We start from the raw sequence: 12526 nt of genomic DNA, 5'->3' as shown, positions 1-12526 counted from the left end.
CCGCTGATCCGACCCAATCCCGCATGTGATCAGGGGTCCGCCGGCGAAACCGGCGGGCCCTTTGACTTGCCTGATCGAGCCGCCCCTGCGACGGGCTTCCACCTGGTCATGGTCGCAAGCGTAAACCGGATGAGCCCAGCGACATCCGGGGAGTTTTTCTTGCGCTGATCCCGCATGCTCATGCGGGCTACTCGCTGCCCTTTGCTCCACCTCCCTCCAAAAGCTTGGTGCTGCCAACTGAGATCAGATAGGCGGCTGCCAAAACCCAAAAGGCGTATGTGCTCACTATTGGGACCTCGATGAAGAGCCCCACGATCGCAACAAGAAGTAGCGCGAGGGATATCATCGTCCACACCCTGAAACTGACCTTGGGATTGGCGCGGTGAGCAGCCGCCCAGACGAGGAAGGCGCCTACCAGAACCCAGAAGGCATAATCGCTGACGACCGGGATTTCGACAAAAACGCCGACGACTGCGACAATTGCAATCACGAGCGAGATCATGCGTCCGAAGCTCATTCGCACCCCCCGAAAGAGAGTCGCCTTGCGCAATCCCCTTTCTTATATCGGATGCATGATTGCGGTCAGATGTACCCCGATAGAATTACCGCTTGACGTTGATCAAGACTTCGTCGCCGGCATGCGCGATGACGCCCATCACGACGGCAACAGTCCAGCCGCGCGATAGCTCTCGATCAACGCGTCGAATAGCGAGATATCCGAGCGGCTCCTCGCCATGAGCTGAGCGCCGGCGACGGCAGCGAAGATGGCGCGAGCCCGCGCTTCGCTCTGCTCGGCACTGACCACATGCGCAGCGGAAAGCACCCGGCTCAGCCATGCCACGTTGACATCGGCAAAGGCGCGGACCTCTTTCTTCACCGCTTCCGGCAGATCGTCATGCTCGGCAGACATGAAGCTGCAGAGGCACAGCCGGTTGCCGTTGTCCAACGACTTGCGAAAGATACCGGGATATTGCCGCAGGCAGCTGAGCGGATCGGAGGTCGCGGTCAACATCGCCTCGAGGCCAGCCGCTGTATCCTCCCGGTAGCGCCGCGCCACCGCTGCGCCGAGATCGGCCTTGCTCGGGAAATGATGGTAGATGCTCGCGGCCTTGATGCCGACCTCGTCCGCGAGATCGCGGAAATTCAGGCCGCCATAGCCACGCGCCTGCGCGGCCGATCTGGCCGCCGCCAGGATGGCTTCCCTGGAGCTTGAACTCATTTGCTTCCTCAATGCTCGGCTACCAAACCTACCAAGTGACAGATAGGAGTTGACCGCCCCGTTTAAAGGCTTAATCTGCACCCTACCACGCGATAGGTAGGTTTAGCGAAGGGATTGACGATGAAGATCTACGATTGGCCCACCGGCCCCTATCCGGCGCGCGTCCGCATCGCCTTGGCCGAGAAGAACCTGCAATCCCGCGTCCAGTTCGTGACGGTCAATCTACGCAAAGGCGAGCACAAGATGGCCGACTTCCTCGCCAAGAACTACTCAGGCACGCTGCCGGTGCTCGAGCTCGACGATGGCACATTCATTGCCGAGTGCACCGCCATTACCGAATATCTCGACACGCTGGACGGCGCTGCCACGCTCACCGGCGGGACACCGCGCGACAAGGGCCTGATCCACATGATGAGCAAACGCGCCGAGCTCGAGCTGCTCGACGCCATCAGCCTCTATTTCCATCACGCCACGCCGGGGCTTGGACCCGACGTCGAGATCTATCAGAACGCCGAGTGGGGAATCCGCCAGCGCGACAAGGCCCTGAAGGGGATGCACTACTTCGATGCCGTTCTGAAGAGACAGCGGTTCGTCGCCGGTGACGCCTTCTCGATGGCCGATATCACGGTCATCGGCGGTCTGATCTTTGCGGCGCTCGTGAAGCTGCCGGTGCCTGCCGAGTGCGAGGCGCTGCAAGCCTGGGACGCACGGATGCAGCAGCGTCCCAGCGTCAAGAACCGGCTGGCGATGTCGGCACCGACCGACGCGCCCGATTGAAATCGCCGCCGTTCCCGCGCTCGACTCGCCCTCGTCGTCCCGGCGAAGGCCAGGCGAACGCCAGGACCCGCGGTCACGGGCGCTCGCCGTCGAACGATCCCGCATCGCCCCAACGCGCCCGAAATCACCCGCCCGCGGTGATGGCTGCCGGCTCTGTGCTCGGTTGGCCGGGACGATGCCTAAATGGTTGCGACGCAGCGCGCCCCTGATGAGGCATCATCGTCGCCGGCGCAGGGCGCGACCTTCGGGATGGTCCGGCTCAGCCGCGCCGTCGAAGCTCCGACGGGCTGTGGCCGAACTTCTTCCGGAACACCGTACTGAAATGCGAGGAGCTGCTGAATCCCAGTCGATAGGCAACCTCGGTGACGGACAATGAGCGCAGCTCAGGGCGGGTCAGCACATCGTGGCAGCGCTGCAGCCGCCGATCCAGGATCCATTCGGACACGGACATGTCCGTCAGCCTGAAAAGATAATGCAGATGTCGCAGCGAGACACCATTGTGCCGCGCGATCCTTTCCAGCGACAGATCCTGGTCGGCCAGGTGCTCTTCGATCCAGGCCTTGACAGACCGCAGGCGGGTCTTCTGGGCGGTGGCGTCTTCGGTGAGTTCGTGCCTGTCGCCCATGTCCAGTGCGAGCGCCAGAATGTCCATCAGCTCGTCGCCCAGCCGCGCTCTTGCGGCCTCTGCCAAAACAGATCCCTCGGATGCAAGACTCGAACAGAACTCGGCAGCAATGCGGCCAAGCCCGCGCCCCGTCGCCACGCTTGCGGCGACGGGCAGCCTGGTCTCGCTGAAGCGCGACGCGAATTCCTGGCGGGGGATTTCCAGATAAAGCGATCGAACCCTGCCGATGCATTCCAGATCGTAGGCTTCGGAGGCTGAAAAAATCGCGCCGAAGCCGGGATTGGACAACAGCGTCTCGCCCGCTTGAAGGACATTGATTTTGCCTTGCTGGACGAATTCGACGTAGTAGCAGTCCTTGTCGAGCTTGGCGATGTGCCGCTCGCGTCGCGAGATCCGCTGCTGGGAGAGCAGAACGTCGGTCATCGTGACCGCACCGAAATGCGCTTCACGGATGAAACCGTGATAATCGGCCCGCTTCTCGGCGTTGACGTCGACATGGACGTAGACGTCGCAGATCGCCCCTTGCCAGGCCGCGTAGCGTTTGGCCGGCTCTAGAGGCTCCGTCGAGAACACCAGATCCATGGACTGTCGAACCAGGCTAGCCGGGCACTTTGTGCAACGCACAAGGAGGCAGGGGTCGCGCAATTCTAGATGTCCAGCGCCTTGGCGCAAGAGAGCTTTTGCGCGCAAACGCAAAACCATTGCGCTCCCGAGCAAGCGCGGTCTCGAGAGACGGCCTATGAAGGGTCAAAAGAACCAACAAACGGGGGAGACACAGGCGTGCGCCAACACGAAGCTGCTGCGCATGACGTGCTGAAAGGCTGCGCGCGGATCCAAGGCTGCGCGCGGATTGAAGGCGGGCGGCCATGAGGGCCGCTCAATCCTGGCCAAAGACGACAGGGTTCACTGCCCCGATCAAGACCATCGCCGATATCGAGGCGCTGGAACGGCTGCCGTACGACGCGCTCGTCCCCGCCCGCAATCTCCATCATGTGTTCGAGGCGACGGCGCTGCTGCATCCTGACAGGCCCGCGCTGACGGTTTTGGGCGACGGCTCGGAAGCCTCCTGCGACACGCGAGAATCCAGCGAGACGCCGGAATCGAGCACGACGTCGGAATCCAGCAAGAATTGCCTCACCCATCGTGAACTGCTCGCGGAGATCACCAGAGCGGCCAATCTGTTCAGGTCATGCGGGATCACACCGGGTGGTCCGACGGTCGCCGTGCTTTGTCCGATCCTGCCGCAGATCTTTCCCGCATTGCTCGGCGCCCAGGTCGCGGGCGTGGCCAGTTCGATCAACTATCTGCTCAACGAGGATACGATCGCAGACCTGCTTGAAGCGCAAGGCGCCGGCGTTCTGATCATCCCCGCCGAACGGGCTGATGCCGCGATCCGGAGCAAGGCCAACAACGTCGCCGCGCGCGTCAAATCTCTGAAGCGCGTTCTGGTCGCAGGCGAACAGCGTAATCCGGCGAGCCGGTTTGACAGCCTGGGTGAAGCGACCTCAGTTCAGCGCGACGCGCTTGAGTTCGAGCCATCGGATGATCGGGCTTCGGCCTGCGCGCTGTTCCACACGGGCGGAACCACCGGCCGTCCGAAGCTCGTTCGGCTCACCCACGGCAATCAGATTCATGCCGCCTGGAGCTTTGCGCAGGTCCATGGGCTCGACGAACGCGACATCGTCTTGAACGGATTTCCGCTGTTCCACGTCGGAGGCACGATGACGGCGGGCCTGTCCATCCTCGCGGCGGGCGGCCATGTGATCATGCCGTCGCCCTATGGTCTGAGAAGCCCGCAGGTCATCCGTGACTACTGGCACCTCGTGGAGCGGTATCGCGCCACGATCGTGAGCGGGGTGCCGACCTCAATCGCCGCGCTGGCCGAGGTGCCGATCGGGTCCTGCGACATCAGCAGCGTGAGAATGGCGCTGACCGGAGGCGCCGTGTTGCCGAAAGCCGTCGGCGACCGCTTCCAGGCCCGGACCAAAATCAGATTGTTCGAGACCTACGGGATGACGGAAACCGCGGCGGCGATCGCGTTCAACCCGGGCCGTGGCGAACCGCTGCAAGGCAGCGTCGGATTTCGGGCGCCTTACGCCAAGACAAAGATCGTCTCGCTTGGCGATGCCGGGCTGCGGACCGAATGTCCGCCGCTCCAAAGCGGGCTGGTTCTGGTCAATGGGCCGCAGGTGTTTCCGGGCTATCTCGATCCCAGGCATGATCTCGGCGTCCTGACCGACGATCACTGGATCATGACCGGCGATGTCGGCTATCTCACCGAAGACCAGCGGCTGGTTCTCACCGGGCGGGAAAAGGACCTGATCGTGCGCAGCGGGCACAATATCGATCCCGCGGCGATCGAGGACGTTGCGAACGCATTTCCGGGCGTGCAGATGAGTTCGGCGGTGGGCATGCCCGATGCCTATGCCGGCGAAGTCCCGATCCTGTTCGTGGTGCCCTCCCCGGACCGGAGCATCGATGTGGCGCGACTGCGCGACCACGTCGAACTCAATGTCCATGAACCTCCCGCAAAACCGAAGCGCATCGTGGTGCTGGAGGCGCTGCCGGTGACCGCGGTCGGCAAGATCTTCAAACCGGCGCTGCGCGACCTCGCCGTCCGGGAGAAGGTGCGCACGGAAATCGACCGGATATTCGGCGCAACGACGCAAGCCGACATTCAGGTGGGCCGGGATGAGAAGCTCAACACGCTGGTTCGGCTGTCGGTCGGCTCCGGCGATAAAACCCTGCTGAACGAGCTTGCCGAAAGCCTGTCCACGCTGCCGCAAACCTACGTGATCAAAGGTCTATCGTCCTGAGGCTCGGCCTTGTCAGGCATCCCTGAGAGCAAACCATGAAGCGCTTCCCGTTCACCCAGCAGGAAATCGTATTCGTCGTCTTCGCGGCGCTGTTCGTCGCCTTTTCGATCTTCCTCAAAGGCTTTCTCACGGCCGAGAACATGCTGACCCTGCTGCAGAACGTGGCGGTTCTCGGCATCCTTGGGCTTGCCATGGCGATCGTCGTGATCGGTCGCGGCATCGACCTGTCGCTGATCGCCGCGCTCGCGGTTCCGGCAGGCCTCGTGCTGCAGATGGTGCAGAACGGGCACTCGCTGCCCGCAGCCCTGCTGGCCGCCTGCCTCCTCTCGATCGCGATCGGGCTCGTCAATGGATGGCTCACGGCCTACGCCGAGGTGCCGCCCCTGTTTGCGACGCTCGCCACCGGCATCTTTGTCGCCGGCCTTGGCCAGTCCGCACTGTTTCAGCTCGACGTCGTGCAATGGAGCGACGGCATGGCCGGGTTCGAACGGCTCGGCCAAGGCAGCATTCTGGGCATTCCCACCGCGATCGTGATGTTCGCGATCGCCTGCGTCGTGGTGTTCGTGCTGCTTCGCCTGACCCGGTGGGGCGCCTACATCTACGCCATCGGAGACAATCCTTTCGCAGCGCGCGTCACCGGCATCCCGACCAGGCCGATCGTCGTGCTGCAATATGTCCTGGCGGCGCTGATCGGCTGCTTTGCCGGCCTGGTGATGGCGGCGTCCGTCAACTCGATGCCGACCCGCATCTTCAACTCGACCCTGATCTACGACGTCATCCTGGTTGTCGTGCTGGGCGGCATCGGCCTGTCGGGCGGACGGGGCGGCGTCGTCAACGTCATCATCGGCACGCTGCTGATCGGGACGATGCTGAACGGCATGACCATTCTCGACATACCCTATGCCGGCCAGAACCTGATCAAGGGCCTCGTGCTGCTGATCGCGGTCATTACCGACACGTTCCTGAATCCCCGCAACGAAGAGACCGCCCAGCAGGGCGACATCTGATCCGCTCGAGCAACGACAAGAATCAACCCAGGAGGAAACAATGGTCCGCGTTCATCACTTCGCGCTCGGAAGTATCGCTGCATTGACGTTTGCGGCTGCAGCAGGCCCGGCGCTCGCGCAGCAGGGGCTCGACGAGCCGTTTCAGAAATCCTTCCGCGAAGCCCTTGCCGGCAAGACGGTTGCCTATGTGCCGGTGGCGATGAATTTCGATCTGACCGAAGGCTGGTACGCCGGCCTGAAGAAGGAGCTCGAGCCCTACGGCGTCAAGTTCGAGATCCGCGATCCCAATTGGAATACCAATGCCGGCGCGCAAGCCGTGACCTCGTTGATCTCCGAGAAGCCCGCCGTGATGGTGATTCACAATCCCGACGTTCAGACCTACGCCAAGCTGCTGCAGCGTGCCGAGAACGAGGGCATCTACGTCATCCAGATCAACATGGGGTCGGCCTATCGCAGTTCCGCCTTCGTCGGCGCCAACTGGATCGAGATCGGGGAACGCCAGACCGAGGGCGTGGTGAAGGCCTGCGAGGGCAAGTCGAACAAGATCGCGATCATCCAGGGCGCGCTCTCGGCAGCCGCCAGCGCCTATACGCTGAAGGGGGTCGAAAACGTGCTGGCCAAGCATCCCGAGATCAAGGTCGTCTCCAGCCAGGCGGCCGACTGGGATGCCGCCAAGGCCAAGGCGATCACGCAGACGGTGCTGCGGCAGAATCCGGATCTTTGCGGCATCGTCGGCTTCTGGGACGGCATGGACATCGGCACCGCCGCCGCGGTCAAGGAAGCCGGGCTCACCGGCAAGGTGTTCGTCGCGACCTCCGGCGGCGGCGAGCGCAAGGGCGCCTGCGAACTCGTCAAGAACGGATCGTTCGATCTCGACATGAGCTACGACGTGCCGACGCAGGCAGCCCAAATGGCGGGAACGATCAAGTGGCTCTTGTCTTCGGGGGTCAAGCCCGGGTCGGTCAAGGGCTCCGAATACACGACGCTGATTCCGATCACGAAGGACAATGCCGACAGCCAGACGACGTGCTGGAACCTCTCCGACCTCAAGAAGTGATCGTCTGTCGTCATTCCGGGCTTGCAGCTTGCAGGCGGCGATCTCTCTCCTCCCCGCCGCAGCGGCGGGAGGGGTCGCCGACTGCGATCGTCATCCCGGAAAGACGCCAGGAGATACTCTGATGCGATGGGCGCGCGCAGGGAGAGCTCGACCACATCGCTACGCTGATATGATTCGCATTTCAAATCGCTGAACTCGCGGTCCGGGTCACTGGCCCGGGACGCACGCCACGCCAATCCACACCACCCCGATGTTTCCCTGTTACAATCTCACGGAAGGCAGATGCGCGAGACCCTGACTCGGCTGCGATACCGTTACTGGCCTGACCATCTGCTCGGCGAGATCCTCTCGAAGAGATGGACCGAGACGGCGATCCCGGTGATCCTGCTTCTGATCGTCGGCTTCGCCTTGAGCCAATCGCTGCCGCATTTCCTGTCGCCTTCGAGTCTCGCCGACACCGCCCGCCAGGCTGGAGAGATCGGCTTCATCGGCCTCGGCATGGGGCTCGTCGTCATCGTCGGCGGCATCGATCTGTCGGTCGGATCGATGTTTGCGCTGACGGATTTCTGCGCGCTCTATCTGCTGGATGTGCTGGAGTGGCCCGTCCCCGCTGTCATAATTGCCACGCTGGCGTTCGGCGCGCTGCTCGGCGCCGTAAACGGGCTCCTGATCGGCTATCTCAGGCTTCGCGCCTTCATCACCACGCTGATCACGCTGATCATCTATCGCTCCGCCTTCGATCTGTTGATCCAGCGCTACTCCAACGCGATCGCTGCGGCCTTTCCCGACATTCCGTCCTGGAACTTCATTGGCGGCGGCGACCTGTTCGGCATCCCGAGCGTCGCACTGGTCTACGTTGCGATCGCGATCTTCGGTCACATTTTCCTGACACGCTTGCGGCCGGGCTGGCACATCACGGCGATCGGCGGGTCGCGGCGCTCGGCCTATAATTCCGGGATTCCGGTGCGGCGGACCATCGCGCTCTGCTATGTCGCAAGCGGCGCGCTGACCAGCATCGGCGCGCTGTTCTTTGCGGCCCGGCTCGGCACGGTCGGCGGCGATATCGGCGTCGGCCTCGAGGTGATCGTGCTCACGGCGACGGTTCTTGGCGGCATCACGCTCGGTGGCGGCAAGGGATCGGTGGTCAAATCGCTGGTCGGCGTGCTGGTCGTCCTGATGATCACCAACGGATTGACCGCGATGAACGCCCGCGGCGGCGTCAATCGCATGGCGCTCGCCACGATCCTGCTGGTGGCCGCGATGATCGACATCCGCTGGCAGAAGAACCGCACCCGCATCATCAGCAAGGTCTATGTCGCGCCGACCTACCATGCATTGCCGCCCTCCCCGCCGACCGAAATCGGCAAGGGCGGACCGTTCGAGCAGAATGACCGGCTGCGCGACGTCTCGCTGATCGGACTCGGCCGCATCGAGGCTCCCGAGGACGTCATCCTCGACCGCAACGACGTGCTCTACGCCGGGTCACGTCACGGCGACATCATCCGGTTCCATCCGCCCGACTACGAACGAATGGAGGTGTTCGCGCATATCGGCGGTCAGCCGCTCGGCATGGCCTTCGACCGCCAGGACAACCTCTACGTCTGCATCGGCGGCATGGGGCTTTATCGCATCAAGCCCGACGGCGCCGTGGAAAAGGCCACCGACGAGACCAACCGCAGCCTGTACTCGGTGAACGATGACAGCCGCCTGCGGCTCGCCGACGACCTCGACATCACCGATGACGGGCTGATTTTCTTCTCCGAGGCGACCGTCCGCTACGAGATGGACGAGTGGCCGGTCGACGGGCTGGAAGCCCGCGGCAATGGCCGCATCATCTGCTACGACACGAAAACCGGGGTCACGCATACCGCGTTGCGCGGGCTCAAATTCCCCAACGGCGTCGCGGTCGCAAGCGATGGCCAGTCGATCCTGTTTGCCGAGACCTTCGGCTGCTCGGTCAAGCGCTACTGGTTCGCCGGACCGAAAAAGGGCGCCGTCGAGGTCGTGATGGACAACCTGCCCGGCTATCCGGACAACATCAACCTGGCGTCCGACGGCAACTACTGGCTGGCGCTGGTCGGCATGCGAAGCCCGGCGCTCGATCTGGCCTGGAAGATGCCGGGCTTCCGCCGGCGCATGGCCAAGCGGGTGCCGATCGACGAATGGCTGTTTCCAAATATCAATACCGGCTGTGTGGTCAAGTTCAACGAGCAGGGCAAGATCCTGGACTCCTTCTGGGACCTCAAGGGCGTCAATCACCCGATGATCACCTCGATGCGGGAGCACCGCGGCTATCTTTATCTCGGCGGCATCGCCAACAACCGGATCGGCCGCTTCAAGCTCGAGAATGCCGATCCCGATTTCGTGCATTACGACAGGCGCTGGAGGAGAAAACCGTGATCGCGGCGCTCAGTGAATTCGCCAACCGCATGCTCGGTCGGGGCGAAGCCACCATCACCGTGCCGTCCTTCGACGGCGCGTTGAAGCCGAATCAGATTTTGGAGCAGGCCGAGACGCTGTTCGAATGCGCCGCGCCGGAAGATCTCGCGACCGATGGCCATTCGCTGCTGATTGCCGACGGACCGCGGCTGTTGCGCTTGACCGGATCATCGCCAATACCGATCCGGACGTTTGAACGACCGATCTCGGCGCTTGCGATCCTGCCATCGGGGCAACTGGCCGTGGCGCTTGGCGGAACCGAGGTTCAGCTCTACGACGGCATCACAGCCGATAGTCCGACGATGGTCTTCAGCGGCGAGCTGCATGCCGTCAATGCACTCGCGCCAGCGCCGGACGGGACGTTGATCGCCACCGACGGTTCGTCGCAACGCGGCATCAGTGATTGGGCGCGGGACTTGCTGGAGCTCGGCCGCTCCGGCCGGGTCTTTCGGCTCGATCCCAAGACAGGCACGACGAAGGAGCTCGCCGGGGGACTCGGCTACCCGTTCGGCGCGGTGGCAAGCGGCAACGATGTCCTCGTCAGCGAGAGCTGGCGGCATCGTGTGATTTCGATCGCGCCCGACGGGTCGCGCAGCGTCGTCCTGCGTCATTTGCCGGTCTACCCCTCGCGGCTCATCGCCGCCGGCGACGGCGGCTTCTGGCTCACGGCGTTCACAGCCCGCACGCAGCTGGTCGAGTTCGTGCTGCGCGAGCCGGCCTACCGCCAGCGCATGATTGCGGAGATCGATCCGGACTACTGGATCGTGCCACGGCTCAGGTCCGGCAACTCCTTCAAGGAGCCGCTGCAGGGAGCGCACATCAAGACCATGGGGGTGATGAAGCCATGGGCGCCGCCGCGTTCATACGGTCTGGTGATACGGCTCGGAGCCGACGGCTTGCCGCGCTACTCGCTGCATAGTCGCGCCGACGGTGTCAATCACGGCATCGTCGCCGCGATCGAGTTCGACGGCGACCTCGTCATGATCGCAAAGGGGCCGGGACGCATCCTCAGGCTGCCGCTTGCGGCGCTCGGCGCAGAGGACCGCGCATGACCGAGATCGTGCTGTCCTTGTCGAAGGCAACCAAGCTCTATACCGGCGTGCCGGCCATTGACGGTGTCGATTTCGAGCTGCGACGCGGCGAGATCCACGCTTTGGTCGGCGAAAACGGAGCCGGCAAGTCGACGCTGACCAAGGTCATGGCCGGCGTCGTCACCTTGACATCCGGCGCCATGACGGTCGATGGCGTCGATGTCGCGCCGCGGACGCCGCTGGAGGCGCGGCATCTCGGCATTGCGATGGTGTTCCAGGAGAACAGCCTCGTGCCCACCATGACCGTGGCGCAAAACCTGTTTCTCGGCCAGGAGAAATTCTACAATCGGCTGCGCGGCATCTACATCGCGGCGCAGCAGTTCCTGCAGTCGCTCAACTTCGATGTGACGCCGACGGCGACCGTCGGCGGGCTCGGCGCCGCCAAGAAGCAGATGGTCGAAATCGCCCGCGCCGTGCTGCACAAGGCCAAGGTCATCATCTTCGACGAGCCGACGGCGTCGCTGACGCCGGAAGAGAAGAAGTACTTCTTCGATCTGGTGCGGGACCTGAAGAAACGCGGCGTGTCGATCGTTTTCATCTCGCATGCCCTGGAGGAGGCTCTGTTGCTGGCCGACCGCATCACGGTGCTTCGTGACGGCAGGCACGTCGTAACCGACGATGCGTCGCAATTCGATCGCGCGCGCATCATTCAGGCCATGGTGGGACGCGACCTCTCCAACACGCTTTACGGCGCGCGCAAGGCAAGCGTTCGTCCGCCGGGCAAACGGGTGCTGACAGTCCAGAACCTCAAGATGGCGCCGATGGTGAAGAACAATTCGCTGTCGGTATTCGCCGGCCAGATCACCGGCGTGTTCGGCCTGGTCGGCGCCGGCCGCACCGAGACCTTCAAGGTCGTGGCGGGCGTCATGAAGCGCGACTTCTTCCACGGCGGAGAGATTCTTCTCAACGACAAGCCCGTGCGCTACCGCGTGCCTGCGCCGGCGGTGAAGGCGGGCATCGCCTATGTGACCGAGGACCGCAAGGTCGAGGGCTTCTTCGAGACCGCCTCGATCGCACGCAACATCTATCTCGGCCTGCTCGCCAAGTTTCCCGCAGGGCGTGCCTGGCTGTCGCGGCGCGAGATTCATGCGGCAGGCCAAAGCTGGATCGAACGCCTCAAGGTCCGCGCCATCGGCGACGAGGTCAGGGTCGTCGAGCTCTCGGGCGGCAACCAGCAGAAGGTCGTGATCGCCAAATCCCTGATCCAGGATCCGGAGCTGATCATCTTCGACGAGCCGACGCGCGGCGTCGACGTCGGGGCCATCGTCGAGATTCACGAATTGCTCAACCAGCTTGCCGACGACGGCAAGGCGGTGGTCGTGATCTCATCCTATCTGCCGGAAATCCTGGCGCTGTCGGACCGGATCCTGGTGTCCCGGCAGGGCAAGGTCGTCGAAGAGTTCTCGGCGCTGGAAGCGACCGAGGAAAAGATCATGTACGCGGCGATCCATTAGGGCCTGTCTTCAGTTAGGGGATTCCCAAATCAGTTTTTGAA

Annotated in this window: 10 protein-coding genes; 7 read left to right on the top strand and 3 right to left on the bottom strand. The window is 63.2% G+C overall.

Annotated elements, in window-relative coordinates; genetic code table 11:
* Positions 1 to 187: 187 nt before the first annotated feature.
* Positions 188 to 517 (bottom strand): hypothetical protein, encoded by a 330-nt coding sequence (locus WCB02_RS28435; protein WP_423963077.1) that lies wholly within the window; start codon positions 515 to 517, stop codon positions 188 to 190.
* 138 nt (positions 518 to 655) lie between these two features.
* A complete protein-coding gene (locus tag WCB02_RS28430; RefSeq protein WP_423963076.1) occupies positions 656 to 1219 on the bottom strand; it encodes a TetR/AcrR family transcriptional regulator in 564 nt (187 codons plus the stop codon).
* A 120-nt stretch (positions 1220 to 1339) separates the two neighbouring features.
* Between WCB02_RS28430 and WCB02_RS28425 the strand changes: the two genes are divergently transcribed.
* The gene (locus WCB02_RS28425) at positions 1340 to 1996 is read left to right on the top strand and encodes a glutathione S-transferase (RefSeq protein ID WP_423963075.1); all 657 of its coding nucleotides are present in this window, start codon (positions 1340 to 1342) and stop codon (positions 1994 to 1996) included.
* Between the two features lie 259 nt (positions 1997 to 2255).
* On the opposite strand, the gene WCB02_RS28420 is transcribed toward WCB02_RS28425, so the two are convergent.
* Entirely contained in the window at positions 2256 to 3203 is a 948-nt protein-coding gene (locus WCB02_RS28420; RefSeq protein ID WP_423963074.1) for a helix-turn-helix domain-containing protein, read from the bottom strand.
* A gap of 284 nt (positions 3204 to 3487) precedes the next feature.
* Here WCB02_RS28420 and WCB02_RS28415 point away from each other — a divergent pair, with 284 nt between their 5' ends.
* The 6 genes from WCB02_RS28415 (at position 3488) to WCB02_RS28390 (ending at position 12485) form a co-directional block, all read left to right on the top strand.
* Positions 3488 to 5437 carry an AMP-binding protein gene (locus tag WCB02_RS28415; protein WP_423963073.1) on the top strand — a complete coding sequence of 650 codons (1950 nt, stop codon included), beginning with the start codon at positions 3488 to 3490 and terminating at the stop codon, positions 5435 to 5437.
* Between the two features lie 35 nt (positions 5438 to 5472).
* Positions 5473 to 6444 carry an ABC transporter permease gene (locus WCB02_RS28410; RefSeq protein WP_423963072.1) on the top strand — a complete coding sequence of 324 codons (972 nt, stop codon included), beginning with the start codon at positions 5473 to 5475 and terminating at the stop codon, positions 6442 to 6444.
* Positions 6445 to 6484: 40 nt separating this feature from the next.
* The gene (locus WCB02_RS28405) at positions 6485 to 7501 is read left to right on the top strand and encodes a sugar ABC transporter substrate-binding protein (protein WP_423963071.1); all 1017 of its coding nucleotides are present in this window, start codon (positions 6485 to 6487) and stop codon (positions 7499 to 7501) included.
* Between the two features lie 282 nt (positions 7502 to 7783).
* Positions 7784 to 9901, top strand: coding sequence for an ABC transporter permease (locus WCB02_RS28400; protein ID WP_423963070.1), 2118 nt, complete (start codon positions 7784 to 7786; stop codon positions 9899 to 9901).
* Positions 9898 to 10992, top strand: coding sequence for a hypothetical protein (locus WCB02_RS28395; protein ID WP_423963069.1), 1095 nt, complete (start codon positions 9898 to 9900; stop codon positions 10990 to 10992). The genes WCB02_RS28400 and WCB02_RS28395 overlap by 4 nt, the downstream gene beginning before the upstream one ends.
* The gene (locus WCB02_RS28390) at positions 10989 to 12485 is read left to right on the top strand and encodes a sugar ABC transporter ATP-binding protein (protein ID WP_423963068.1); all 1497 of its coding nucleotides are present in this window, start codon (positions 10989 to 10991) and stop codon (positions 12483 to 12485) included. The genes WCB02_RS28395 and WCB02_RS28390 overlap by 4 nt, the downstream gene beginning before the upstream one ends.
* The last annotated feature ends 41 nt before the right edge of the window (positions 12486 to 12526 follow it).

The sequence above is a fragment of the Bradyrhizobium sp. genome (assembly GCF_049581145.1).
Classification (GTDB): Bacteria; Pseudomonadota; Alphaproteobacteria; order Rhizobiales; family Xanthobacteraceae; genus Bradyrhizobium.
The sequence above is the reverse complement of the archived record's forward strand: the minus strand, read 5'-3'. Positions and strand labels throughout refer to the sequence as shown.

Coding starts and splice junctions, on each gene's coding strand:
- WCB02_RS28420 (WP_423963074.1), bottom strand. CDS start 3,203: ATGGATCTGGTGTTCTCGACGGAGCCTCTAGAGCCGGCCAAACGCTAC.
- WCB02_RS28400 (WP_423963070.1), top strand. CDS start 7,784: ATGCGCGAGACCCTGACTCGGCTGCGATACCGTTACTGGCCTGACCAT.
- WCB02_RS28435 (WP_423963077.1), bottom strand. CDS start 517: ATGAGCTTCGGACGCATGATCTCGCTCGTGATTGCAATTGTCGCAGTC.
- WCB02_RS28410 (WP_423963072.1), top strand. CDS start 5,473: ATGAAGCGCTTCCCGTTCACCCAGCAGGAAATCGTATTCGTCGTCTTC.
- WCB02_RS28390 (WP_423963068.1), top strand. CDS start 10,989: ATGACCGAGATCGTGCTGTCCTTGTCGAAGGCAACCAAGCTCTATACC.
- WCB02_RS28425 (WP_423963075.1), top strand. CDS start 1,340: ATGAAGATCTACGATTGGCCCACCGGCCCCTATCCGGCGCGCGTCCGC.
- WCB02_RS28415 (WP_423963073.1), top strand. CDS start 3,488: ATGAGGGCCGCTCAATCCTGGCCAAAGACGACAGGGTTCACTGCCCCG.
- WCB02_RS28405 (WP_423963071.1), top strand. CDS start 6,485: ATGGTCCGCGTTCATCACTTCGCGCTCGGAAGTATCGCTGCATTGACG.
- WCB02_RS28430 (WP_423963076.1), bottom strand. CDS start 1,219: ATGAGTTCAAGCTCCAGGGAAGCCATCCTGGCGGCGGCCAGATCGGCC.